Annotated in this window: 22 protein-coding genes; 12 read left to right on the top strand and 10 right to left on the bottom strand. The window is 38.5% G+C overall.

Annotated features, from left to right (window positions below):
- Positions 1-17 precede the first annotated feature (17 nt).
- Both hemD and hemC read right to left on the bottom strand, forming a co-directional pair.
- Positions 18-755, bottom strand: coding sequence for a uroporphyrinogen-III synthase (gene hemD / locus GWI58_RS03335; RefSeq protein ID WP_094959930.1), 738 nt, complete (start codon positions 753-755; stop codon positions 18-20).
- Positions 752-1693: a hydroxymethylbilane synthase gene (gene hemC, locus GWI58_RS03330; RefSeq protein ID WP_012368705.1), complete on the bottom strand. Its 942-nt coding sequence runs from the start codon at positions 1691-1693 to the stop codon at positions 752-754. Before hemC ends, hemD begins: the two co-directional genes overlap by 4 nt.
- A gap of 987 nt (positions 1694-2680) precedes the next feature.
- Between hemC and GWI58_RS03325 the strand changes: the two genes are divergently transcribed.
- Positions 2681-5278 (top strand): class I adenylate cyclase, encoded by a 2598-nt coding sequence (locus GWI58_RS03325; RefSeq protein ID WP_004246330.1) that lies wholly within the window; start codon positions 2681-2683, stop codon positions 5276-5278.
- A gap of 69 nt (positions 5279-5347) precedes the next feature.
- Here GWI58_RS03325 and cyaY read toward each other — a convergent pair whose 3' ends face one another.
- Positions 5348-5665 carry an iron donor protein CyaY gene (gene cyaY / locus GWI58_RS03320; RefSeq protein ID WP_049211589.1) on the bottom strand — a complete coding sequence of 106 codons (318 nt, stop codon included), beginning with the start codon at positions 5663-5665 and terminating at the stop codon, positions 5348-5350.
- An 80-nt stretch (positions 5666-5745) separates the two neighbouring features.
- Between cyaY and lptM the strand changes: the two genes are divergently transcribed.
- The 7 genes from lptM (at position 5746) to GWI58_RS03285 (ending at position 12012) form a co-directional block, all read left to right on the top strand.
- The gene (gene lptM, locus GWI58_RS03315; RefSeq protein WP_004246328.1) at positions 5746-5913 is read left to right on the top strand and encodes an LPS translocon maturation chaperone LptM; all 168 of its coding nucleotides are present in this window, start codon (positions 5746-5748) and stop codon (positions 5911-5913) included.
- A 41-nt stretch (positions 5914-5954) separates the two neighbouring features.
- Positions 5955-6779, top strand: coding sequence for a diaminopimelate epimerase (dapF, locus tag GWI58_RS03310; protein ID WP_004246327.1), 825 nt, complete (start codon positions 5955-5957; stop codon positions 6777-6779).
- Between the two features lie 24 nt (positions 6780-6803).
- Entirely contained in the window at positions 6804-7514 is a 711-nt protein-coding gene (locus GWI58_RS03305) for a DUF484 domain-containing protein (RefSeq protein ID WP_060554995.1), read from the top strand.
- Positions 7511-8434: a tyrosine recombinase XerC gene (gene xerC, locus GWI58_RS03300; RefSeq protein ID WP_004246325.1), complete on the top strand. Its 924-nt coding sequence runs from the start codon at positions 7511-7513 to the stop codon at positions 8432-8434. The genes GWI58_RS03305 and xerC overlap by 4 nt, the downstream gene beginning before the upstream one ends.
- Complete coding sequence (gene yigB / locus GWI58_RS03295; protein ID WP_049197473.1) at positions 8434-9150, top strand: 5-amino-6-(5-phospho-D-ribitylamino)uracil phosphatase YigB; 717 nt, start codon at positions 8434-8436, stop codon at positions 9148-9150. Before xerC ends, yigB begins: the two co-directional genes overlap by 1 nt.
- Before the next feature lie 145 nt (positions 9151-9295).
- Positions 9296-11452 carry a DNA helicase II gene (gene uvrD / locus GWI58_RS03290; protein ID WP_049201231.1) on the top strand — a complete coding sequence of 719 codons (2157 nt, stop codon included), beginning with the start codon at positions 9296-9298 and terminating at the stop codon, positions 11450-11452.
- Positions 11453-11607: 155 nt separating this feature from the next.
- Positions 11608-12012: a hypothetical protein gene (locus GWI58_RS03285; RefSeq protein ID WP_012368710.1), complete on the top strand. Its 405-nt coding sequence runs from the start codon at positions 11608-11610 to the stop codon at positions 12010-12012.
- Between the two features lie 10 nt (positions 12013-12022).
- Here the strand turns inward: GWI58_RS03285 and rarD are convergent, their stop codons facing one another.
- Entirely contained in the window at positions 12023-12916 is an 894-nt protein-coding gene (gene rarD / locus GWI58_RS03280) for an EamA family transporter RarD (RefSeq protein WP_004249653.1), read from the bottom strand.
- A gap of 134 nt (positions 12917-13050) precedes the next feature.
- Positions 13051-13518 (bottom strand): thioesterase family protein, encoded by a 468-nt coding sequence (locus GWI58_RS03275; protein WP_161768897.1) that lies wholly within the window; start codon positions 13516-13518, stop codon positions 13051-13053.
- 234 nt (positions 13519-13752) lie between these two features.
- Here GWI58_RS03275 and pldA point away from each other — a divergent pair, with 234 nt between their 5' ends.
- From pldA to yigL, 4 genes are all read left to right on the top strand, one after another.
- The gene (gene pldA / locus GWI58_RS03270; protein ID WP_004246319.1) at positions 13753-14628 is read left to right on the top strand and encodes a phospholipase A; all 876 of its coding nucleotides are present in this window, start codon (positions 13753-13755) and stop codon (positions 14626-14628) included.
- Positions 14629-14739: 111 nt separating this feature from the next.
- The gene (gene recQ / locus GWI58_RS03265) at positions 14740-16569 is read left to right on the top strand and encodes an ATP-dependent DNA helicase RecQ (protein ID WP_161768896.1); all 1830 of its coding nucleotides are present in this window, start codon (positions 14740-14742) and stop codon (positions 16567-16569) included.
- A 20-nt stretch (positions 16570-16589) separates the two neighbouring features.
- A complete protein-coding gene (pldB, locus tag GWI58_RS03260; protein ID WP_161768895.1) occupies positions 16590-17594 on the top strand; it encodes a lysophospholipase L2 in 1005 nt (334 codons plus the stop codon).
- 12 nt (positions 17595-17606) lie between these two features.
- Positions 17607-18407: a sugar/pyridoxal phosphate phosphatase YigL gene (gene yigL, locus GWI58_RS03255; protein ID WP_004246316.1), complete on the top strand. Its 801-nt coding sequence runs from the start codon at positions 17607-17609 to the stop codon at positions 18405-18407.
- Positions 18408-18473: 66 nt separating this feature from the next.
- Here the strand turns inward: yigL and GWI58_RS03250 are convergent, their stop codons facing one another.
- The 5 genes from GWI58_RS03250 to GWI58_RS03230 form a co-directional block, all read right to left on the bottom strand.
- Positions 18474-19493, bottom strand: coding sequence for a fimbrial protein (locus tag GWI58_RS03250; RefSeq protein WP_065424095.1), 1020 nt, complete (start codon positions 19491-19493; stop codon positions 18474-18476).
- A gap of 9 nt (positions 19494-19502) precedes the next feature.
- Positions 19503-22028, bottom strand: a complete 2526-nt coding sequence (locus GWI58_RS03245; RefSeq protein WP_094959937.1) for a fimbria/pilus outer membrane usher protein — start codon at positions 22026-22028, stop codon at positions 19503-19505.
- Between the two features lie 12 nt (positions 22029-22040).
- Positions 22041-22700: a fimbrial biogenesis chaperone gene (locus GWI58_RS03240; RefSeq protein ID WP_004246313.1), complete on the bottom strand. Its 660-nt coding sequence runs from the start codon at positions 22698-22700 to the stop codon at positions 22041-22043.
- A 64-nt stretch (positions 22701-22764) separates the two neighbouring features.
- Positions 22765-23286: a fimbrial protein gene (locus GWI58_RS03235; RefSeq protein WP_004246312.1), complete on the bottom strand. Its 522-nt coding sequence runs from the start codon at positions 23284-23286 to the stop codon at positions 22765-22767.
- A 211-nt stretch (positions 23287-23497) separates the two neighbouring features.
- Entirely contained in the window at positions 23498-24361 is an 864-nt protein-coding gene (locus GWI58_RS03230) for a LysR family transcriptional regulator (RefSeq protein ID WP_094959938.1), read from the bottom strand.
- Between the last annotated feature and the right edge of the window lie 1061 nt (positions 24362-25422).

The following is a 25422-nucleotide window of genomic DNA, read 5'->3' as shown; positions in this document are numbered from 1 at the left end:
GGCGTCTCATTTAAGTTCTATATTAATGCATGAAATAAAGCATCATTATTGGCACTTTCAGCAACGGTTATTTTTTTAAAGCCTAATGTGCTAGCTATTGTTGCTAATCGTTTACTGACCACCACTAAATGACTGTCTAACAGCCATGCTTTTTCAGATCCAGCGACTAGATAAAAGAGTTGTTGCAACATTTCGCCACTGGTGACCACAAAGGTATCCACTTGGGCATTTTTCCACTTTAGCGCAAACTCTTCAGATACATAATCAATAAATAGACGCTGATAACATTCACATTCATCAACAATTGCACCGCGTTGACGTAATGTTGTGGCAAGTAGTTCGCGACCACCATTGCCTCTTAGTAGTAGTACTCGCTTGTTTTCTATTTGTTGAAGTGAAGACAAGGCCAGTAGGTCTTCACTGGTTTCTCCAAGTTCTGGATAATGTATAGAATGTCCTGTTAATTGCTGAAACTCTTCAGCGGTGCTTTGACCTATTCCATAATAGAATAGCGTATCTGGCCATGATTGTTGTAATTGATTTAGTTGCCAGTTTGCGTACCACACCGCATTTTTAGAAAGTAAAAAAAGGTAATCACCCGTACTTAGCTTATTTAATTTGCTTTCTAATATGGAAAGCTCTTTACCCGCGGCTATTTCTATTAAAGGTGCATGAAAAGCATGCTTTCCCGCATCAATTAAGCGTTGCGTAAGTTGTTCTCCTGCTGGGCTAGGACGAGTGATTAAAATACTCATATTGCTGTATTACCTTGATATACAGCGGTTAAAATCTCTCTAGCTCCTTTATCTAGTAGCTCTTCGGCAAGAGAAATACCAGCTTGCTCTGCATCTTCAGGTGATACTAAGCGTTCGCCACGTAAAATAGTTTCACCATCAGGGGAGCCAACTAATGCTCGTAGCCAAATTTTGCCGTTTTGCCAAATTGCATAACTACCAATAGGTACTTGGCAACCCCCCTCAAGGCGAGTGTTCATCGCGCGTTCTGCTTTTACACAAGTTGCAGTATCTGCGTGGTTAAGAGCGGCTAATAAGGCTTGAGTATCATGATCATCTAAGCGACACTCAATGCCAACGGCACCTTGTCCTACCGCAGGAAGAGATTGTTCCGCAGACAAAGAAGAACGAATACGCTCAGTTAATTTAAGACGTTTTAAGCCCGCGACAGCAAGAATAATAGCATCATAGTCGCCATTATCGAGTTTACTTAAGCGGGTTCCTACATTACCGCGTAAATCACGAATAATTAAATCGGGGCGCAGTGCTTTTAATTGGCATTGGCGACGTAGGCTTGAGGTACCAACGACACTTCCGGCTGGCAGTTGTTCTAATGAATCATAATGATTAGAGACAAAGGCATCACGGGGATCTTCTCGCTCACAAATCGTCACCAATCCCAGACCTTCAGGAAAATCAATGGGGACATCTTTCATTGAATGTACGGCAATATCAGCACGAGAGCTGAGTAGTGCAAGTTCTAGCTCTTTGACAAATAACCCTTTACCACCCACTTTTGCTAATGGGGTATCTAAGATGATATCGCCTTTCGTGACCATCGGTACTAATTCAACGACTAAGCTCGGATGAGCGATTTGTAGTTGTTCTTTAACATAAAGCGCTTGCCACATAGCAAGAGGGCTTTGGCGTGTAGCAATACGGATGGTACTTTTTGACATAATATTATTATCTCTTCCGAGCGAGTTAGCATAATTTCTGTTTATAAATAAGGCTTTGTTTTAACACTTTAAGGTTCATTTTTCCAGTTAAGGCGTGGTGTGGTAGGGAAACAATGAATCATAAAGAGGTTTTAAATCAATATTAGTGAGATAAAAAATAAAAAAAGGGAATTACAAATAGTAAAAATCGTTATTTTTATATTTTTACTGTTTTATATCTATATAAAAAGTGTGGTTATTTACAATATTTAAACATTAAATTAATTTATTTAACAATACTAAGAGGAGAGAAAGGAATGACTTACAGAATTTTCTGAACACATTGATAAAACAACCATTATTTTAATGTGACCCTTTTCTATCTATTTTTTCTATAATATAAAACTACCCAAAAAATTAACAAAAATATTAATTAATAAAAAAGAAATAAAATAATTAAATAAATAATGAAAATTTAAATTTTATTTAAATAGACAATGATGAAGTTTGAATATGTCTTTAATTAATTTTATTGTTTATATTGTTATTATTTACTTATTTTTATAGATAATTCATAAAAAAAAGCAATACTATATATAGTTATTATATATCAATGGGTTATGTTTATTTTTATTTTTTTACTCTTTTTTAGGTAAAGGTAAGTATTTTTTTCAACTTGTTATCACAAGGTAACTCGTCGATTTTAGCTGTTTTATGGCCGATCAACACTTTTTTCTATATGTTTTCTCTATAAGTAAAATAGACTATCTCTATGATATAAAAGTCATTATTTGCTCTGCTTTATACGATTAAGCGACTAAAAAAGCAATTTAGATCTTGGTGCTATATTTTGAGATCCTCTTTACGCCTTGCTTGCAAGGTGTTAAATTGATCACGTTTCCGAGATTTTGTTAGTAAAGTTTTATCTATTAATAATTGAATAATTAAAGCTCGGTAATTTATAAACTCAGATTCTACTATTTTCTTAGTATTGTTCAGGCGAAACTCTTGTATCTTTATATTGAAACACTGAAGCAACGGCTGGATGCGATTAATCAACTCAGGCTGGAACGTGCATTTGCATCGATGAGTGATGTGTTTAAACAGGTGTATGGTTTAATTCCTGTTTTACTGCATTACCACCACCCTCAGTTGCCAGGCTATATTCAAGGAAATGTCCCTCATGGTACATGTTTCTTTGAACCTGATGACGTGCAACGTCAATGGGTCAATAAGCTGACTAATGCATCATGTGATGAGCCAATGAATGGATACACCAGCGGAGAGTTACCTATTACGGGTATCTATTCGATGGGAAGTACTTCCTCGATTGGGCAAAGTCACTGCTCCGATATTGATATTTGGGTCTGTCACCAATCTTGGCTGGACCAAGATGAGCGTGCGCGTTTACAACGTAAATGTTTACTGATAGAACAATGGGCGGGAGAATTAGGTATTGATGTTACTTTTTTCTTAATTGATGAGAATCGCTTCCGTCATCATGCAAGTGGTAGCTTAGGTGGGGAAGATTGCGGCTCAACTCAGCATATACTGTTACTTGATGAGTTCTACCGTACCGCTGTTCGCCTTGCAGGTAAACGTTTGTTATGGACGATGGTACCAGTAGAAGAAGAGTACCATTACGATGAATATGTTAATTCACTCTATGCCCAAGGTGTATTAACGCCCAATGAATGGCTTGATTTAGGTGGATTAGGTGAGCTTTCTGCCGAAGAGTATTTTGGTGCAAGCCTGTGGCAACTCTATAAGAGTGTTGATTCACCTTATAAAGCCGTATTAAAAAGTATTTTATTGGAAGCCTATTCCGCGGATTACCCTAATGGCAAATTGTTGGCATTAGAAATGAAACAGCATCTTCATCGTGGTGAAATCGTAAATTACGGTTTAGATGCATATTGTATGATGCTTGAGCGTGTAACTCGCTATTTAGTTTCGATTAATGATTTAACCCGCCTTGATTTAATCCGTCGCTGTTTCTACCTGAAAGTTTGTGAAAAACTATCTAATGAAAAAAATGAGAATGAACCTGCAGGTTGGCGACGCCAAGTATTATCTCAGTTAGTCACGCAGTGGCAGTGGGATCACGAACGTTTAGCGATATTAGATAATCGTGATAGCTGGAAAATAGAGCGCGTTCGTAACGCACATAATGAATTATTAGATACGATGATGCAAAGCTATCGTAATCTTATTCGTTTTGCGCGCCGTAATAACTTAAGTGTCAGCGCTAGTCCACAAGATATTGGTGTATTAACACGTAAGCTTTATGCCGCTTTTGAAGCACTACCGGGTAAAGTAACCCTGGTTAATCCACAGATTTCTCCTGATTTATCCGAGCCTCATTTAACCTTTATCTATGTGCCACCAGGACGCGCTAATCGTAGTGGTTGGTATCTTTATAATCGGGCTCCTGATTTTGCACATATTGTTGGTCATCAACCGTTAGAATATAACCGTTACTTAAATAAATTAGTGGCGTGGTCTTATTTTAATGGGTTACTTACTAAAGATTCACAGGTTTATATTCATCAAGGTGACTCCTCTTGTGATGAAATTAAACTTCATGAATTAGTGCGGGATATCTCGAGTCATTTTCCTATTCGTTTACCTGCCCCGACGCCTAAAGCACTGTATAGCCCTTGTGAAATTAGACATTTAGCCATTATTGTCAATTTAGAAGTCGACCCAACAGAGCGTTTTTCTGATCAAGTAGTGCATTTTGATTTTAGAAAGTTGGATGTATTTAGCTTTGGCGAGGAAGAGCAATGCTTAATTGGTAGTATCGATTTACTCTATCGTAACTCTTGGAATGAAGTGAGAACGCTGCATTTTAATGGTACGCAATCGATGTTGGAATCGTTAAAAACTATTTTAGGTAAAATGCACCAAGATGCGGCCCCACCTGCTTCGGTTGAAGTTTTTTGTTATAGCCAGCATCTACGTGGTTTAATTCGCACCCGTGTTCAACAGTTAGTCTCAGAATGTATTGAATTGCGTTTATCAACCAATAGATTAGAGCCTGGGCGTTTTAAAGCATTACGTATTGCAGGGCAAACATGGGGATTGTTCTTTGAACGTCTTAATGTTTCTGTGCAAAAGTTGGAGAATGCCATTGAATTTTATGGTGCTATTTCATACAACAAATTGCATGGATTACCCGTTAAATTAGGCAAAGATGCCCGTTATCTGCCCGCTGTAATTGATGGTTTTGCTTGTGAAGGGATTATTCAGTTCTTCTTTGAAACAACAGAGGATAATAATGTCTTTAATATCTATATCTTAGATGAAGCTAATCGAGTGGAGATTTATTCTCACTGCGAAGGCAGTAAAGAAGAGTTAGTAAAAGATGTCAGCCGTTTTTACTCTTCATCTCATGATCGCTTTACTTATGGCTCAAGCTTTATCAACTTCAATTTGCCACAGTTTTATCAAATCGTGAAAGTGGATGGAGCAACGCAAGTACTGCCTTTTGCTGGGGGATCGTTTGGTAAGCTAAGTGATCTAGGTAAAACAGCGCCAAAAGAAGAGATGAGTACTAAGCCTATTCAAGGATTTAATGACTATCAGGCTGTACATCATCACTGATAATCGACACGGCAAAACCGATAGAGAAGTGATGGGGACTTTCCAGCACCCATCACTTAGTTGTCTGTGTTAAAAAGAAAATGCTTCACCACTTTGTTCGCTGATTGCTTGAGCCAACATGGTTAAAAATTCCCCGCCACTACGATCGCAAATCCACTGTGTACCTTTCCAATCAAAATGATAACCGCCAGAACGCGTTGCTAACCATACTTGATGAAAGGCTTCCTGACGATTAATGATAATTTTACTATGATTTTCAAAGGTTAATGTCATTACGCCACCATTGATTTCACAATCAATATCCGCATCACCTTCATAATTATCAATGGTTTGTTCTATTTCTGACATCAATTCGTCAGCTAATTGGTGAAATTCACTATCGTTCATCTTCATTTTCCTATTTGCTTTTCGAGATCTAACTGCGATTATAGAGGATATTAACCAAATTAATGATAGGCAGATTTCGAATGAAAACGTATTTACGTTGCACCCTTGCTATAATAACACTGATTTCTCTTTCTGGTTGTGGCTTGAAAGGCCCTCTCTATTTCCCGCCTGAAGATACTCAGGCAAATATGACTCAGTCATCCCAGCCAACCCAGCAAGTTGAGACTTCCTCAACACAAAACAATTAGTCAATATTAGAAACGGGACACCCGTTTCAGGCAGGGTTAAGATGCAATTTTCAAAAATGCATGGGTTAGGCAATGACTTTATGGTTGTTGATGCTGTTACCCAAAATGTTTATTTTTCACCAGAATTAATTTGCCGGTTAGCCAATCGACATACTGGTGTTGGGTTTGATCAACTGTTAGTAGTTGAAGCACCTTATGATCCTGAATTGGACTTTCATTACCGCATTTTTAATGCTGATGGGAGTGAAGTCGCACAATGTGGCAATGGTGCTCGCTGTTTTGCTCGATTTGTGAGACTAAAAGGGCTTACAAATAAAAGAGAAATAAAAGTCAGTACCCAGTCTGGCAGAATGACCTTACATGTTATGGATAATGAAGATGTTTGTGTCAATATGGGAGAGCCAGAGTTTGAACCACAAAAAGTACCGTTTCGTGCTCAAAAAGTAGAAAAAACCTATATTATCAGAGCGATGGAACGAACAGTTCTATGTGGTGTGGTGTCAATGGGAAATCCGCACTGCGTGATCCAAGTGGAAGATATCAAAACTGCGGAAGTTGAGTCATTGGGCTCAGTATTGGAACAACACGAACGCTTTCCAGAGCGCGCCAATATTGGTTTTATGCAGGTGGTTGATAGAAATACATTGCATTTACGGGTATTTGAACGTGGTGCTGGAGAAACTCAAGCTTGTGGAAGCGGTGCCTGTGCCGCTGTCGCGGTGGGGATCTCCCAAGGTTTATTAGATAGAAAAGTGAAAGTTAATTTACCGGGTGGATCATTATCAATTGAATGGAAAGGTACAGGAAACCCACTTTATATGACAGGACCTGCTGTGCATATTTATGATGGAACAATCCAGCTATAATATTATTTTTGAGAGGTGCTTGGTATGACGGATAAGAATGAGCAGTTTTGTTACCCTGAGAAAAACGAACTCAACGATCAAACCATCATTGATTATCTCAAGGAGCATCCTGGTTTCTTTATCCGTAATGCCAGCTATATTGAGCAAATGCAAGTTCCTCACCCAGTAAGAGGGAGTATCTCATTAGTGGAGTGGATAATGTCACGTCAGCGAACACGTATCCATTATCTTGAAGAGGATATGCGTTTGTTGATTGAGCAAGCTGCAGAAAATGAATCTCTATTTAGCCAATTACTAAGGCTTATCTCTGGGTTATCCCGCTGTAATTCATTAAAGGAAATGCTGGAACGGTTAAATCTTTGGGCGAAGGAGTTAGGGCTTTACTCAGTGCAACTGCGTCTTTTCACCGATCGTTGGCAATTACAACCTCCTTTAGATGCTCAAACACTCGCACTATCTCGTCAAACATTTGAGCATTTCCGTATTCAGCGTATGGGCGATAATAATCACTATTTGGGGCCATTAAATGGCCAAGAAATCATGTTATTAATGCCTAATGTTCGTCGTTCTGGCTCTGTTGCACTCTCATTATTAGGGCATTATGGCGATTTAGGGGTGATCATTTTTAATAGTCGAGATAGCCAACATTTTCAAGAAGGTATGGGAACGGCAATGTTGGATAAACTCGCGCAGATATTACCTGAGTTATTAACTCGCTGGATCGCAAGACAATGAGCCAAATTATTGACGTCCCTGAAACACTCTCATTAGCCATTGATAGCTTCTTAAGTTATATCGAAGTTGAACGGCGATTAAGTCCGGTAACGGTAGAAAATTACCAGCGACAATTAATGACCATTGCACAAATGATGGTTGCAATAAAAATCAACCAATGGTCGTTACTGGAAAGCCAACATGTGCGCATGTTATTGGCTAAAAGCCATCGCAGTGGATTACAACCTGCAAGTTTAGCATTGCGCTTTTCAGCATTACGTAGCTTCCTTGATTGGCAAGTTTCTCAAGGAATGTTAGCAGTAAACCCCGCCAAAGGGGTTCGAACACCCAAATCAGGTCGTCACTTGCCTAAAAATATGGATGTTGATGAAGTCAGTCAGTTGATGAATATCGACTTAAAAGATCCCCTCTCTGTAAGGGATAGAACGATGCTGGAAGTGATGTATGGCGCTGGATTACGTTTATCTGAACTGACTAACTTAAATATTAATGATATTGATCTCCAAGAAGGCGAAGTCCGAGTATTAGGTAAAGGCAGTAAAGAGCGTAAAGTTCCCTTGGGAAGAAAAGCCGTAGAGTGGTTACAGCATTGGTTTGCCATGCGGGAGCTGTATTCTCCTGAGGACACCGCGGTTTTTATCTCAACGAAAAGCGGTAAACGATTATCTGTTCGCAGTGTGCAAAAACGTTTTGAACTTTGGGGGGTGAAACAAGGACTCAGTAGCCATGTCAATCCTCATAAACTGCGCCACTCTTTTGCCACTCATTTACTTGAATCAAGTGGTGATTTGCGAGCAGTACAAGAGCTATTAGGCCACGCTAATTTATCAACCACACAAGTTTATACTCACTTAGATTTTCAGCATTTAGCGAAAGTCTATGATGCTGCTCATCCAAGAGCTAAGAGAGAAAAATCATAATGCACTTTTATCGCACTCTGATGCCGATTGCAGCGATGACTTTTGATTTAGACGATACGCTGTATGACAATGTTCCTGTGATGGATAAAACAGAAGAAGAGACCTTAGCGTTTATCCGTCAGTATGATGAGCGTTTTCACCATTTTACTGAACATGATGTAGATGCTTACAAACAGCCGCTATTAGAAAATAATCCTGATATTTTTCACGATATCACTCAGTGGCGTTGGTTAGCGGCTAAAAATATGTTGTTAGACTATGGCTATAGTGAAACTAAAGCACAGCAAGGTGCTGATGAAATTATGGCTCATTTTGCTTATTGGCGTAGCCGTATTAATGTCCCTAACGATACCCATCAAGTGTTGACACAACTGGCGGAAAAAATCCCATTAATCGCTATTACTAATGGTAATGCTAATCCATTAAGCTGTGGGTTGGGGCAATACTTTACACATATTTTAAAGGCAGGGCCTGATGGGCGCTCTAAGCCTTATCCTGATATGTTTGATAAGGCGGCTTCGTTACTTAAACTCCCTCATCAGAATATTTTGCATGTAGGCGATCATCTAGTGACGGATGTAGAAGGCGCGGTTAAAAGTGGATTACAGGCGTGTTGGATTAATTTAGATAATCGCAGTTTGTTTACCGAAGGTGAAACGCGTGTTATGCCTCATATTGAGATCACTGAATTAGCTAAACTGGTTGAATTAATTTAATCATAGACGCGCTCTGTGCAGGTCTTTATCCACTTTTCAGTGGGCATAGTTTTGCATCGGGCGTAAAATCCTGTTAGTTTGTTGCTTAATAAACTAACTTCTGTATATATCCACAGTATTTCTCTTCACTCAATGATTGGTAATTATGGACGTCTCATATCTGCTCGAAGGCCTTAACGATAAACAGCGCGAAGCCGTTGCAGCACCGCGTGTAAATATGCTGGTACTTGCAGGTGCTGGTAGTGGTAAAACACGCGTATTAGTACATCGCATTGCTTGGTTATTATCTGTTGAACAAGCCTCTCCTTTTTCCATTATGGCGGTAACATTTACTAATAAAGCTGCAGCAGAAATGCGCCATCGTATTGAGGACTTGATTGGTACTAGTCAAGGGGGAATGTGGATAGGTACTTTCCATAGTCTTGCCCATCGTTTATTACGGGCGCATTATCTTGATGCTGGTTTACCTCAAGACTTCCAAATCATTGATAGTGATGATCAATACCGTTTAATTCGTCGAATTGTAAAATCCATGGCTCTTGATGATAAGCAATGGCCTCCTCGTCAAGGTATGTGGTATATCAATGGAAAGAAAGATGAGGGACTCCGCCCACAACATATTCAGACCTATGGTAACCCCGTGGAAACCACATGGTTAAAAGTCTATCAAGCTTATCAAGAAGCTTGTGATCGTGCAGGCTTAGTGGACTTTGCAGAGTTGTTATTACGTGCCCATGAGTTGTGGCTGAATAAACCACAAATTTTAGAACACTATCAACACCGTTTTACCAATATCTTAGTGGATGAATTCCAAGATACTAACCGTATTCAATATGCTTGGATCAGGATGTTAGCAGGGCAGACTGGTAAGGTGATGATAGTCGGTGATGATGATCAATCTATTTACGGTTGGCGTGGGGCTCAAGTTGAAAATATTCAAAACTTTTTAAATGAATTTCCCGGCGCTGAAACCATCCGCTTAGAGCAAAATTATCGCTCCACCAGTAATATTCTAAAAGCCGCTAATGCCTTAATTGCTAATAATAGCGATCGTTTAGGTAAAAACCTATGGACAGAAGGGGCTGAAGGCGAGCCGATTTCACTCTATTGTGCATTTAACGACCTAGATGAAGCGCGTTATGTAGTAGGGCGTATTAAGCGTTGGCATGAAGAGGGAGGCGCCCTTGCAGATTGTGCCATTCTTTATCGTAGTAATGCCCAATCGCGCATCATGGAAGAAGCGCTATTACAAGCGAATATGCCTTATCGTATTTATGGTGGACAGCGTTTCTTCGAGCGTCAAGAGATCAAAGATGCCCTCTCTTATATGCGTTTAACAGCGAATCGTCACGATGATGCCTCTTTTGAACGTGTTGTGAATACGCCAACGCGTGGAATTGGTGATAGAACCTTAGATGTGGTTCGCCAAGTAGCTAGAGATAACCAAATCACATTATGGGAAAGTGCATTACAGGTTATTGAGCATAAAATGCTAGCAGGCCGGGCTATTGCCGCAATTGCGCGCTTTTTAGAATTAATTGAGACGTTAGCAAATGAAACAGTGGATATGCCGTTGCATGTGCAAACAGACCGTATTATTCGCGATTCTGGCTTAAAAGCGATGTATGAGCAGGAAAAGGGTGAAAAAGCACAAGCGCGGATTGAAAACTTGGAAGAGCTGGTGACGGCGACTCGTCAATTTAGCTATCAAGATGAAGACGAAGATTTAATGCCATTGCAAGCTTTTCTCTCTCATGCGGCATTAGAATCAGGAGAAGGACAGGCTGATGCGTATCAAGATGCTGTTCAATTGATGACACTACACTCGGCGAAAGGGCTAGAGTTCTCACAAGTGTTTATTGTCGGGGTTGAAGAAGGCATGTTCCCAAGCCAGATGTCCTTGGATGAAGGTGGGCGCTTAGAAGAAGAGCGTCGGCTAGCTTATGTTGGCGTGACGCGTGCCATGAAAAAGTTAACACTTACTTACGCTGAAAACCGCCGTTTATATGGTAAAGAAGTGAGCCATCGACCTTCGCGCTTTATTGGCGAGTTACCGAAAGAGTGTGTTGAAGAAGTACGGTTACGGGCGACGGTTTCACGTCCCGTGAATCATCATCGTTTAGGTACACCGATTGTTAGTAATGATACAGGTTACTCCCTTGGTCAACGGGTTAAGCACCCTAAATTTGGTGAAGGTACTATTATTAATATCGAAGGTAGCGGTGAACACTGCCGATTACAAATAGCCTTTAATGGTGAAGGTATTAAGTGGTTGGTTGCTGCTTTTGCACGATTAGAGTGATTGGCTATTTATTGATACTGCTAATTTTTTAAAAGAGAGCAATATAAAAAAACACCCTTACTAATCTAGAAGATAGTTAAGGGTGTTTTTTTTAATGAACATATAATTAACAGAATTAATAATTCCGTTACAGATTATTTTAACGGAGTTAGCTGATGAAAATTACTTCTGTATTATTTGATACTTATTATCCAATTAAGCCTGTGACAAAAATCGCTGAGGATTTCTCTGTTGATAAAATGCCTCCCGTGGAGCCTATTTATGAGCAGCGTTTTGATACTTACCATCCTAGTGCTCCTGCCAACCCGTTTGAAGAAGATCTCTATTGTCGATTATTACGACATCAACGTGATTTTGTGCCGCGCATGAATCTCTATTTAAGTGGGGTGATCGGTGCTATCCGTATTGCAACTAATTCTACATCAACATTCTTTAGACGCTCACAACGCCGTATAGAAGCGATAGCAATGGGTTGTAATACAAAAGAAGAGCACTCAAGCCCTGCCAGAAAGGGGTATCTTTCTGGCGCTTTCATTAGTATTGATAATTTAGCTCAATAGTAAGTATGTGCTAACTTCGTCTTAAACGTTGCTGAGTGTAGAGTGCATCTAAAGTAAATAAGATAAGGGCGACCCAAATAAACCCAAAGGTCACTAAACGCTCCGCATCGATTTGTTCTCCATACACCATAGTGGCGAGAATAAACATCAATGTGGGTCCTATATACTGGAAAAATCCTAGGGTAGATAGACGCAAATGTTGAGCTGCTTCGGTAAAGAGCAGTAAGGGTACGGTGGTGATAACCCCTGCAGCAATCAGTAATGTATTTAGCGACCAGCTATTTTCTAACATATTGCTGGTGGGTGAATGGGTAAAAAAGAGGATATAAACTAAAGCAACAGGAAACAGCCACAGTGTTTCTATTGTCATACCCGTTTGTGCATCTACCCCAAGTTTTTTACGTAATAGTCCATATAGGCCGAATGTGACTGCTAAACTAAGGCCGATAACAGGTACAGAGCCGAATTGCCATAATTGGATAAAGACGCCAGTAAAGGCTAAGCTTACGGCGAACCATTGCATACGGCGAAAGCGCTCGCCTAAAAAAATCATACCGAATAACACATTAACTAATGGATTAATAAAGTAACCAAGGCTGGCTTCTAACATAAATCCGTGGTTAACCGCCCATATATAGATAAGCCAGTTACTGGCAATAATCACCGCAGTAAGTGCTAACATTAGTACTTTTTTTGGCTGACGAACAAGTTGGCGTAAATAGGGCCAATGGCGAGTGATCGACATTAAAAGTAACATAAAGAAGAATGACCATAAAATACGGTGTGTTAAGATCTCTTCTGCGGGCACTTCTTGAATGCTTTTAAAATAGACAGGGGCAATACCCCAGATCAAATAGGCGCCGAGGGCACATAAAACGCCTTTTAAAGTGTTTTTCTGGCTCATGCTATCTCTGGTATTGATGGAAATGAAATATGTGACGGGGTTATCATACCCAATGACATTATCTAATGTGTCATTAGGCATGTTTTTTTACAAGTAATTAATATTAATCTACCCAAGATAATGGATAAGTCGCATCAGCCAACAATATAAGTTGCTGTGCCGCTGGCGATATGAACTTGTTTTTCACTGTGTAATTCAACCCTTGCCACAGAAACTTTATTACCACTACGTAGTATATGACTACTTGCGGTAAAACATTCCCCTCGCCCTGGGCGTAAATAATCAACACGTAGATCGATAGTGCCCATTTTGGCCAGTTTTTGTTCGAGTTGCTCTTGGGATATAGGGGCTAGACGTGTTAGGGCATTACCTACACAGACTAAACCTGCACTTACGTCTAACACAGAGGCTATCATGCCACCATGTAAAATGCGTTGTGCGATATTGCCAACCAGTTTGTCTTGGTAGCGAAATTGGATCTCAGCATAATCTTGTTCGAAGCGAATTAATTCTAAACCTATCAGTTGATTAAAAGGCATTTGATAGACAAAAACATGTCCAATCAACGCTTGTGCTTCTTCCAGTGTTAATATTTTCTCCATTTTAAAGTTCCTCGACATTTTATTATTAGGTTAATGTTTTGTTAATAATAGATGACAAAAAGGTAATTTCCCATTCATCAGATTAATAGAGTGTCGAGAAAATATATGAGATTTAATGGAAATAACGTGTAAAATATGGACGCCTAACGCGAATAAAGCTGATTTATAAGCGCTCACGACAAATATTAAGTGCTATCTTTTATATTGTTCACTAATAATACAGGATAATTAACTATGCGTTACATCCGTTCTTTACTCACGGTGATTTTAACCTACCCTGTATGGGGAGTGGCGGCGGAGATATCACCTGTATCATCTCCAACACCGTTGGTTCAGGGCAGTATTATTTCCGGTCTATTACAAGAGTATGATTCACCCTTTGTACTTTACCCTTATGAATCTAATTATATTATTTACACAAAAACCTCCGATATGAATAAAGAGGCGATTGCTAGTTATGATTGGGGTCATAAGGCTAAAAAAGATGAAGTTAAATTTCAGATAAGTCTTGCATTCCCGCTGTGGCGTGGCATTGCCGGGGAAAATTCTGTATTAGCGGCTTCCTATACGCAACGCTCTTGGTGGCAGCTAAGTAATAAAAAAGAGTCTGCGCCGTTTCGTGAAACCAACTATGAACCACAACTATTTTTAGGTTGGGCGACGGATTATCAATTTGCCGGTTGGACATTAAGAGAAATTGAAACGGGATTTAACCATGAATCGAATGGCCGCGCAGAGCCTACTTCACGAAGTTGGAATCGTGTTTATGCACGTTTTATGGCGCAAAAAGGTAATTTCCAACTCGATCTGAAACCTTGGTACCGTTTTAATGAAAGTGCTAAAAATGATGATAATCCCGATATTAATCGCTATATGGGATATTACCGCTTAAAAGCGGGTTATCGTTTAGGCGAAAGTACGTTTACTTTAACAGGGCGTTATAACTGGAGTAGCGGATACGGTGCTGCTGAGCTAGGCTGGAGCTATCCTATTACCAAGCATGTACGCTTTTATACCCAACTATTTAGTGGGTATGGGGAGTCGATGATTGATTATAATTTCCGTCAAACTCGTATCGGTGTCGGCGTTATGCTCAATGATATGCTGTAATTTTCTTCATTCTAGGGTAGCATAACACGACAAGTGGTGATGGCACCTTTATACTGGTGCCTTTTCTTTTACTCCTCATTATCGTTCTTACCAGCTTTTCAGAGGAATGGCGTGTCCACAGCAGAAGTTCTTAATTCAATGCCATCAGCTCAGGTTATTTTGCGCGAAACCTTTGGTTATCAGCAATTTCGACCAGGCCAGCAAGAGATTATTGATACCATTATCACCGGGCGCGACTGTTTAGTCGTCATGCCGACGGGAGGGGGAAAATCGCTTTTCTATCAAATACCTGCGCTTTTGCTTGATGGCTTAACCGTAGTTGTTTCTCCGTTGATTTCCCTAATGAAAGATCAAGTTGATCAACTCTGCTTACACGGTATTGACGCGGCATTTCTTAACTCAACTCAAAGCCGAGATGAACAACTGCAAGTACAAATGCGTTGTCAACGGGGTGAAATAAAACTGTTATATATTGCACCTGAACGCCTAATGATGGAGAGTTTTCTTCACCATTTAGTGCAATGGCAGCCTGCTTTATTAGCGGTGGATGAAGCACACTGTATTTCTCAATGGGGTCATGATTTTCGCCCTGAATACCGAGGAATTGGCTTATTAAGACAGTATCTTCCTGATGTCCCTATTATTGCGTTAACGGCGACAGCTGATAATACAACACGTCATGACATTATTAATCAGCTCGCGTTACGCACTCCTTTAGTTCATATTAGCAGTTTTGACCGCCCAAATATTCGTTATACTTTAGTTGAAAAATATAAACCGCTCGATCAACTTTGGCTGTTTATTCGTGGGCAGAAAGGAAAATCAGGCATTATCTATTGTAATAGTCGCAGCAAAGTAGAAGAGACCGCTGAACGACTAGGTAAGCGAGGATTAAGTATCGCGGCTTATCATGCGGGTATGGATATTGCCACACGAGCGAAAGTGCAAGATGCTTTTCAACGCGATGATTTGCAGATTGTGGTCGCAACGGTCGCTTTCGGTATGGGAATTAATAAACCCAATGTACGTTTTGTGGTTCATTTTGATATTCCGCGTAATATTGAATCTTACTATCAAGAAACGGGACGTGCAGGACGCGATGGTTTACCTGCACAAGCGGTACTGTTTTATGATCCCGCGGATATGGCTTGGCTACGTCGTTGTTTAGATGAGAAGCCAGAAAGTGAACAAAAAGCGATTGAATCCCATAAATTAAATGCCATGGGGGCTTTTGCCGAAGCACAAACTTGTCGACGTTTAGTGTTACTTAATTACTTTGGTGAACACCGCCAACAAGCTTGTGGTAACTGCGATATTTGCCTTGATCCACCTAAACAATATGATGGGTTAGTGGATGCACAAAAAGCGTTATCTTGCATCTATCGTACCGGACAACGTTTTGGTATTGGTTATATTGTTGAAATTTTACGCGGTGCCAATAATCAACGCATTCGCGATAATGGCCATGATAAATTGCCAGTTTATGGTATTGGTAAATCCCATAGCCATGAATATTGGATGAGTGTGATCCGCCAATTGATCCATTTAGGTATGGTTGCGCAAAATATCGTTCATCGTTCTGCATTACAATTGACTGAGATAGCTCGACCAATATTGCGTGGTGAGGTGTCATTACCCTTGGCAGTACCACGACTATTAAGCCCAACAAAAAGCCGTTATCAGCAAACAAAAAATAGTCATCGACAGTACGATAGGAAATTATTTGCGAAACTACGCAAATTACGTAAATCTATTGCTGATGAAGAAAATATTCCACCCTTTGTGGTATTTAATGATGTCACATTGATTGAAATGGCGGAACAATGCCCTGTCTGCCCTGATGAATTGTTGTTGATCAATGGGGTAGGACAACGAAAACTAGAACGATTTGGGCCAGCATTTATGACACTTATCCGTGATCATATTGAGGGGTTCGAATAGCGCCAACGAGGAGGAGCCGAATGACAACCACACTTTTTCAGCACATGTGGTTATCTCGTGAAAAGCAATTCTCTGCTTTTACGAATGGTATCTTATTGGACTTTTGGAACCAACGACAGGAAGGCGAATTTATCGGAGTCGATGGCGTGAGCATTCGCTATGTTCATTGGCGCTCTTCATCACACAAAAAAGCGTTGGTGATCTGCTCTGGCCGTAGTGAAAGTTATGTAAAATATCCTGAAGTGGCCTTCGATTTTTATCATCTTGGTTATGATATTTTTCTTCTCGATCATCGGGGGCAAGGATTATCAGGGCGCTTATTAGATGATCCGCAAAAAGGCCACGTAGAAAAATTCAGTGATTATGTCGATGATTTATCGACATTTATTGATACTATCGTTTTGCCTTATCACTATCAGCACTATTTTGCGTTAGCCCATTCGATGGGAGGCGCTATTTTAGCCAGCTACCTATTACGTAAACCTGATATTTTCCAAGCCGCCGCACTGTGTGCGCCGATGTTTGGGATTAATTTACCGATACCACGCTGGGTGGCTAATTTTTTAGTTAACCGTGCAGAACAAAGTCTTTCAGAACGAAATAATTACGCGGTATCAACGGGCAAATGGTTTCCTTTGCCATTTATTTTGAATGTATTGACTCATAGCCATGAAAGGTATCGTCGATACTTACGTTACTATACCGATTTCCCTCAATTACGTTTAGGTGGGCCGACCTATCATTGGATGAAAGAGAGCCTAGAAACGGGGGATTGGCTTATTGAACATGCAAAAGAGATTAACACCCCTTTGCTAGTACTTGAAGCTGAGCTAGATAAAGTGGTGGATAATCGGGGAGTAAGGGCTTTCTGTGATGGTTATAGTCAGTCCAGAACAAGAGAAGAAAAGCAAAAATTGCCACTTGTGATTGAAGGTGCGCACCATGAAATCTTGTTCGAAATAGATAAGCTACGCTCACAAGCATTAACTGAAATCTGTGAGTTTTATGATAAGCATTTATTTTAATCAGGAATGTGTATGTATTCGATAGTTGCTTCTGATCTTGATGGCACCTTGTTATCACCTAACCACTTATTAACTCCCTATACCAAAGAAACGTTACATCTGCTTATTGAAAAAGGGATCCATTTTGTGTTTGCTACAGGACGTCATCATATCGATGTGGCACAAATTCGTGATGGGCTTGGTATTGACGCGTATATGATCACTTCAAATGGGGCTCGCGTACACAATACGCAAGGCACTCTTATTTTCAGTCAAGATCTTGAACCTGAAATCGTTTATGACTTAGCCCTAATGGTGTTTGATCACCCAGATATTGCAACGAATATTTATAGCAGTGATGACTGGTATATCAATAAAGAAACGCCTGAATTAAAAGAATTTTTTAAAGAATCGGTATTTAATTACCGTCTATTTGAGAAAACAGGCTTCCCAACAACGCAGGTGTGCAAAGTCTTTTTTACCTCAGAAGATCATGAATTGTTAGTTGAGTTAGAAAAGAAAATTAATCAACGTTGGGGTAATAAAATTAACGCAAGTTTTTCGTTGCGTAATTGTCTAGAGATTATGGCGGGTGGGGTATCAAAAGGAGAGGCACTACAAAAAGTCGCTAAGTTGATGCAACATTCAGTCAAAGATGCCATTGCATTTGGTGATGGTATGAATGATAAAGAGATGCTACAGATGGCGGGTAAGGGCTGCATTATGCAAAATGCCCACCAGCTACTAAAAGATCTATTACCGGATATGGAAGTGATTGGCTCAAATGTTGATGATGCTGTTGCACACTATTTACGTAAGTTGTATCAGGTTTAATCACAAACAATGGGATAAATTAAAAGGCGGATATACTTCCGCCTTTAGTTTAAGAGCGCAATTTACTTAATGATATTGCAGGGTAAATTGCAGTGTTCCATCAGCTTTGCCTGCGGTGGTAGTCTCAGAAGTTTGTATGTAACCCGCTTCTAAAGGAATAGAAAAATTACCACTGTTATTCTTTTCGCTCACCGTTATCAATTTTCCTAACTCAATGGGTTGGTTTTGGTATTTCACCTGAATGCCATAGCCTTTGGCTGTATTGCTATCATTAGCATTATTAAGGCTAATCGTGCCTGCGGTTTGGCTAGCATCTGGGGTGCCATCGAATTTTATCTTAATGGGTGAAACGGGATCACAATCTAAATCGATATTCACATCTTGTAGACTATCAGGGCTAACAGAGCCAACACCATTAAAGCTCGATTTTGCCACAGATCCTAAAGGAACATTAATATTATTATTGATAACTTCACAGCCACTGGAAACAATATTAAGGGGATTAAGGTAAACCTTTGGTTCAGTGCGGCCAGTATTGTCACTGGTGATAAATCCCCCATTGTGATACAAAATCAGCATAGCAACCCATGTGCTTGGAATGGTTTGTGATTTGATATTGTTACGCAGTTTATATAACGTCATTTTTAAAGAAGCGGTATAACTACTACGGTTTAAGTTACTTGTGCAAATAAGGCGATTACTGTAGTTGCCATCAACATTATATAGTCCATCGACATAAGCGGAGCCGGTGCAACCGACAGTAATAGTCCCGTGTAGGGTATAACCGATACCACTAGTCCCTAATTCACGCACATAGGCACTGCCTACTTTAGGGCTGGAAGCTGAAATATAGCCGGGCAAGTAGATCCCCGCCTGTACTGGGCCTGTGATATTCCACCAAGTCCAGCCATACATAGTGCCTAAGTCAATCGTTGCCAGCTCTGTTAAAATAGGCGCAGTTCTTGAAACATAAATCGTATTATTATAACTCACCGTTCTAGTGGTTGTATCGGCACGATATTCAGCAAAAGCGGTTGATGTATACAAAAGTGCAGACAGACAACCCAAAGTTATATATTTATTCATATTTATCACCTATCTGCAGTCCAGTTGTAAAAATTGAATTTTCTCGAGCGATAGATCGGCGTTTAATGTTGCTTGGCACTGTTCCGTAGCACTATTCCCCCATTTGGCTTGTAGTTGACTACTTGCAGGTACACCATTTAGGAAAACCTCACCATCATTAGCCACAATCCCACTGGAAATCACTTGTCCATCTTGGCTAATTTCAACTTGGCTACCGAATGGTAAAGGTTTACCGTTATAAGAGAGGTTCACTAATACTCTTGCACCCTTGCGAGCTTTAAAATCGGCTAAAACAATCGCGCCTTTTGTTGGGATCACTGTTGTTGAAGTGAGTTCCACATCGTTGTTTCCCTTTAAGGAAGCGGGATCAACCGTTACTCTATTGCGTTCATAACGGGAAACGTTAGGGATAACGGCATAACCTTGAGCATTGGTATATAAACTTTGTGCACTGCTAATTTTCAAATGATCAATATCTTCCGCTTTGATTAAAATAGCGGAGTCATAGATAGTGCGAGATGGGGTTATTCCAGCTTGATGGATTAATAACGCGCCAGTTGCTCCCCAATTCACTGACTGGAAACGTTTATCATAGTTATAACCAGCACTGATTTCGCCGCCTGAAGCACTATAACTACCATTGATAGCACCGCTATATTCTTGGCGAGTATGGTTATAGTTTTGCGAAATATCATACTGAAGATTGTTATCTTCGAGACGAGTACCACTTAAACTTACAGAACTTATCGAATCACCTTGTTTACTGGTGTTATAACGATAACTTAACCAATTGTTATTGTTGGTCATATTGAACGGCAGGTTAAAGTTAATCGATAAAATTTGATCGGTTAATTCACTTTCTTGCCGTTTATTATAGGCATAAGAAATACTATAACTGAGTGAGCGATAATTAGAGTTAAAGCTTAGGTTGATATTGCGATCGACTCTATCTTGATACCAATAGTATTGCTGATAACCATTTAAAGAGAGGTAACCAAGCTCTCCTAATGCTTGCGATACTGAGATCTGAAACTGTTTTTTCTTACGATAAAGCTGTGAAAAGCGTTCATTCGTGGTTGAAAAATCATAATAATCTTTAGTTGAGTAGCGATAAGACGCTAATGAAAATCCTGTTTTGGTATCCGGTAAATATTTTGAATACTGGACACGATAAGATTGCCCTTGTGCTTTATGGTTATCGATAAGCGTGGTATTTGCATGAGTTATATCGGCTGAAATCGCCCCTAAATAACCCATATTTACGCCGGCACCTATCGCATAAGCTTTATAATCTGCTGAAAGTAGCGTACCTCCATAAAGGGAAAAATTATAAGGTAAGCCGTAAATGGCAGAAGCTTGTAAAAAGGTCGGTTTTCGCTCTGCGCTATCAGCATTATATTTCCCCAAGTCGAGGCTATATTTTAAGTTCCCAGCTCGTTGCATCATGGGGACTGCAGAGAAGGGTTGGGAAAATGTACGTTTGCTCCCATCAGCTTCTTCAACAGTCACTTGTAAATCACCACTATAAGAGGTGGGATAGAGATCTGATATTTCAAATTCACCGGGGGGAACAGAGGTTTGATAAATAACACTATTATTTTGGCGGATAGTCACCATTGCGTTGCTTTGTGCAATTCCTCTTACAACAGGAGCAAAGCCACGCTGACTTTGTGGCAACATGCTTTCATCTGAGGCTAATTTAATACCACGATAAGGAACACTTTCTAACACATCATTACTTGATGCGGTTTCACCTAGTGTTAATCGACTTTTTAAACGGCGGATATCGCGTTCAACGTAAGTTTGTAGACTGTTCCATTCTGCGGCGTTATCACTATTTTTGTTGTAAGTGCTGTGATTACGTACACGCCAAGCGCCTAGATTAATACCACTGCGTAATCCTAAAAAGATATTGTCACTGTCTTTTTGGTCTCGATACCAATATTTATTCTGACGATAGGTGTAATTAATAAAGACTGCATTAATCCCATCATTCCATTCTGTGGGGGATATATAACCTTGCCCATAGTTATATAATGCAATTTGTGGGATCGAAAATGATAATCGCGCACGTGAAAAATCATATTTATATGTAGCATTAGGAATAACACGAGCAATATCCGTTATTTTACTACTATCAGGTTGTTGGCTAAACGCGTCTGTAACGGATCCTTTGACTCCCCAATTGAGTAAATCCTGTTTACTGATTTCAGGCGCCAGCACTTTTTTATCGTCATCAAAAATAAAACGAATTTGACGATTATCGATAAGTTTATCGTTAAGATAAATATCGACAGAATAGACACCAGGAAGTTGTCCTCCTGCATAGGACAGGTAATTCAAACTGTTAATATCTGCAACGTGATTTTCGATACCTAAATTAAGTGCTTCAGGATTAAAAATATCTTCAGCAAGAACAGTATAAGGGAATAAAACAGTCGTGATAGCAATAGCTAACACTCCACGACGATAAAGATTATCTGCCATGTTGATGGGTAATCGTTTTGTAGATACTGCTATCATAGAAAAAGTCATCGCCGTATACTCTTAATTTAATACTTTATCTACAGTCGCACCGTAATCATTGATAAATTGAACGGTAACTTTCTGCGGAATATGATTTTCTTTTAGCAAGACCACTTCTTGGTGAGGATTAACAAAATCATTAAATGGGTAGCGTTTATCACCCACTAAGATATGTTTAATTGTCAGGTGATACGGCGTATCGTTATTTATTACTAACCCTTTATTTTGTTTAGATAATTTCACCTTATCAAAATCAAGTGGTTCAATATCATGGGCACGGAGAAACAATTTAAATTGAGAATTAATCACTAATTGGAGTTGATTCTCTGGACTTTTTTCCATCGGTGGAATGGATTTGATATTGAGCCAATAAACCACTTCTTGGTTTGACGCCAAAGGTGCTCCGGTATATGAAATTCGCGCCGTGCCTGAACTATCTGGCTCAATACGAAATAGTGGAGGTGTTGCAATAAAAGGTGTTTTTTCATCACCTTGATAAGCTGAAACCCAACTTTGAATTAAATAGGGTTTTTCCTTATCTGTATTCATAATTGGAATACTGATTTCACGTAGATTATCGTCATAGACAAAACGTGTTCCTCCCACACTTATTCCAGCAGCTTGGCTAGCCGTTATGAGGGAAAATAGTAAAAATAATATTAGGGAAATATTCTTTTTCATAAGTGGCCATAAGTTTGAGGAGAGGTGAGAGGGTAATGGTGATTACCCTCATATTTATCATTTATTATTTATATTGGATGCTATATACAGCAGAGCCATTGGCAGGGCCTGGCGTTGCCGCATCAGTTGCTTTATAACGAGCAACGTAGTCTAGGTTAATTTCCGTACCTGTGATCTGTACATCTTGTGAATCGTCATACAGTTTGATTTGGGAAACAGCATCTTTCTCAAATAACGCGATACCTACGTTAGTTGCGCCACCAGAAACTTGATCTATAGCTAAGATATCTCTGTCGCTTGCATCACGAGTACCGCCAAAACGTACGGCTACCGTGGTATCAACAGGGCAGTCGATTAATTTAATGGTAAAATCTTTCAGGCCAGCAACTTCCCCTTTGGTTGCTAAGCTTTTAGAAGAAACTTTGCCTAAGTCGACGGTTAAGTTTTTAGAAGAGCCATCAACAGTACATGCTTGATCGGTTATTTCTCCCGTAAAGTTAATTGTGCCTGATGCTAAAGCAGCAGGTGCTGAGAATATAGAAAGAGTCACTCCTAATGCACAGAGTGATTTATTTAATTTGCTCATGATCGGTCCTATATAAAAAGTAAGCGAACTTACTTTTTAATCTATTTATAAGTATATATGTGTATAAATTTATTTGCATAGACAGTATGCCGATAAAATATAACACTGCTAATTTTTTAAGTTAATAAACATTTACATGAGTTTTTTTGTTCTTACATCAAATTATTTAATATGTCGTAATTTAATTAAAATAATTTTTTATTAAAAGTTTTTAGATATTTGTTGAATAGCTAATTGTTGATAATAAACTTTGCAAGTTTTCATTAATAAATGAATTTTTATTCAAATATAAATAGAACTTATATTCCTTCTCTTTTTTATATGTTATTAATTGTTTTATTGTTTTTTTATTCAATTCATCTTGAATAAAAATAAGGGGGAGACGTGCATAACCTAAACCATGCTGAATTAAGCTAATTGCTGTCTCTACCGAGCCAACTTGAATGACTTGGGCCTGATTATCAGTATCGGGTGAATCAGGTGAAAGAGAAATACAGCTATGTTTTTGTAATTCCTGCAATAATTCCTCATCTTGTAGTTTCTGTAATGGGCTATCTGGATGTGTTACTAAGGCGGTTTTAATGCTTTCTAAAACAATAGGTTGCAGTGATTTAATATAATAAGGTGACACAATTAAATCATATTCTTTTTGCGCTAAAATTTCTGATTTGCTGAGAGAATTCCTATAAATATTAATATCATACTGTTTATTCTGCTTAATAAATTGTGAGATTTTATTTAAAAAAAGATCAGCGACATACATTGGGTCAATTAGTACGTTAATTCTTAACTTATTGTTAAATTTGATATTTTTTGCCTTTTTTTCTAGAGATAATGCTTTTTCTGTTACTTCTCGAGAAAGTGTTAGCAATAGTTCTCCCTCAGTAGTTAATACTGCGCGTCTTTTTTCTAAAGAAAGTATTTCTATACCCAAGGTTTGTTCTAACTTATTGATAGTATAGCTAATTGATGATTGAGTCCTATGTAACACATCAGCGGCTTGAGCAAAGCCACCGTAATCAACAACAGCTTGTAAGGTGATCCATTGGTCTAATGTTGTGCGGGATTTTTCCATAATGGAGTCCTTCTTATTATTGTTTATTAATAATGCATTTTAAACGAAGCTAGCAATATATCTTAGCATTGTTAATAGGTAATAATACGCATTTTTTTTGTGAGTTAAAAAAATATTAACATTATAAGTTGTAATGCTACTTTTTAATTAGAGAAGAATATTTATAGTTATTTTTTATTGTTATCTTTGAATATAACACTTAAATTTTTATTTTTTTATATGTAATTTTTATAACTATTGTTTTTATTTTCATTAATAGTCCACTTAAGTTTTAGTATTTTTTTAATATAAATTGTTAATTGATGTTTTATATTTCTTATTTGTGTTTTTTATTTTTCTTTTTTTCATTTTGTTTTTTTATTTTGTTGTTATTAAATATAAATATTAATTAATTTTTTAATTACTTATTTTTTAATAAATATGTTTATCTATTATATTTAAAAATAAAGATAAAAAAGAAATTGGCCAAGTTAGTGTTCACCTCGTGTGAAGAGAAAACAAACCTGCGTATATAATAAATTAATACACTTATCTTTTTTAGACTACTTGTTGGTGTTTCATATAGCAATTTGAATGATTTTTGCTACGTCACGCTGATGCAGCAAGGAAAAGGAGAGGATAATGATAGGTTAAAAAATAAACTAAACTTATTTGACTTAAGTTAAACAAAAATTAAATATGATAAAAATAAGTAAAATAAAATATCGAAAATAGTATTTTAATACTCATTTATTGAGTAAATTTAAGTATAAAAACGTATTTTTGTGATCTTTAGCAATAAAAAAAGATAGGCGTGTTTGCACAAATTTTTGAAGAATACAGAACAAAGATGGCTTTTTATATTGCAAAAATTGATAAAAATTAAAATAAGAGAAAACAGTAAGCAACTAAGATGGTCGCTATTATTTCTTAATTCTTTACTTAGTAAGAAGGATCTTTGGTAATAAAAGAGATCTCTATAAGTAAATAGAAAACTAAGTAACATTTTATGATGTTCATATTCCAATATTGTATAATTATATATAGATAAAATAGTTTCATTGTGTTATTAATCATCAATT

It is taken from the genome of Proteus sp. G2674 (assembly GCF_009915195.1).
In the GTDB taxonomy this organism is placed as follows: Bacteria; Pseudomonadota; Gammaproteobacteria; order Enterobacterales; family Enterobacteriaceae; genus Proteus; species Proteus mirabilis.
This window is presented reverse-complemented; position numbering and strand designations above follow the sequence as displayed.

Coding starts and splice junctions, on each gene's coding strand:
- GWI58_RS03250 (WP_065424095.1), bottom strand. CDS start 19,493: ATGAATAAATATATAACTTTGGGTTGTCTGTCTGCACTTTTGTATACA.
- GWI58_RS03240 (WP_004246313.1), bottom strand. CDS start 22,700: ATGAAAAAGAATATTTCCCTAATATTATTTTTACTATTTTCCCTCATA.
- GWI58_RS03285 (WP_012368710.1), top strand. CDS start 11,608: ATGAAAATTACTTCTGTATTATTTGATACTTATTATCCAATTAAGCCT.
- rarD (WP_004249653.1), bottom strand. CDS start 12,916: ATGAGCCAGAAAAACACTTTAAAAGGCGTTTTATGTGCCCTCGGCGCC.
- GWI58_RS03235 (WP_004246312.1), bottom strand. CDS start 23,286: ATGAGCAAATTAAATAAATCACTCTGTGCATTAGGAGTGACTCTTTCT.
- GWI58_RS03305 (WP_060554995.1), top strand. CDS start 6,804: ATGACGGATAAGAATGAGCAGTTTTGTTACCCTGAGAAAAACGAACTC.
- GWI58_RS03275 (WP_161768897.1), bottom strand. CDS start 13,518: ATGGAGAAAATATTAACACTGGAAGAAGCACAAGCGTTGATTGGACAT.
- hemD (WP_094959930.1), bottom strand. CDS start 755: ATGAGTATTTTAATCACTCGTCCTAGCCCAGCAGGAGAACAACTTACG.
- GWI58_RS03230 (WP_094959938.1), bottom strand. CDS start 24,361: ATGGAAAAATCCCGCACAACATTAGACCAATGGATCACCTTACAAGCT.
- pldA (WP_004246319.1), top strand. CDS start 13,753: ATGCGTTACATCCGTTCTTTACTCACGGTGATTTTAACCTACCCTGTA.
- lptM (WP_004246328.1), top strand. CDS start 5,746: ATGAAAACGTATTTACGTTGCACCCTTGCTATAATAACACTGATTTCT.
- dapF (WP_004246327.1), top strand. CDS start 5,955: ATGCAATTTTCAAAAATGCATGGGTTAGGCAATGACTTTATGGTTGTT.
- yigB (WP_049197473.1), top strand. CDS start 8,434: ATGCACTTTTATCGCACTCTGATGCCGATTGCAGCGATGACTTTTGAT.
- yigL (WP_004246316.1), top strand. CDS start 17,607: ATGTATTCGATAGTTGCTTCTGATCTTGATGGCACCTTGTTATCACCT.
- pldB (WP_161768895.1), top strand. CDS start 16,590: ATGACAACCACACTTTTTCAGCACATGTGGTTATCTCGTGAAAAGCAA.
- xerC (WP_004246325.1), top strand. CDS start 7,511: ATGAGCCAAATTATTGACGTCCCTGAAACACTCTCATTAGCCATTGAT.
- uvrD (WP_049201231.1), top strand. CDS start 9,296: ATGGACGTCTCATATCTGCTCGAAGGCCTTAACGATAAACAGCGCGAA.
- hemC (WP_012368705.1), bottom strand. CDS start 1,693: ATGTCAAAAAGTACCATCCGTATTGCTACACGCCAAAGCCCTCTTGCT.
- GWI58_RS03245 (WP_094959937.1), bottom strand. CDS start 22,028: ATGACTTTTTCTATGATAGCAGTATCTACAAAACGATTACCCATCAAC.
- cyaY (WP_049211589.1), bottom strand. CDS start 5,665: ATGAACGATAGTGAATTTCACCAATTAGCTGACGAATTGATGTCAGAA.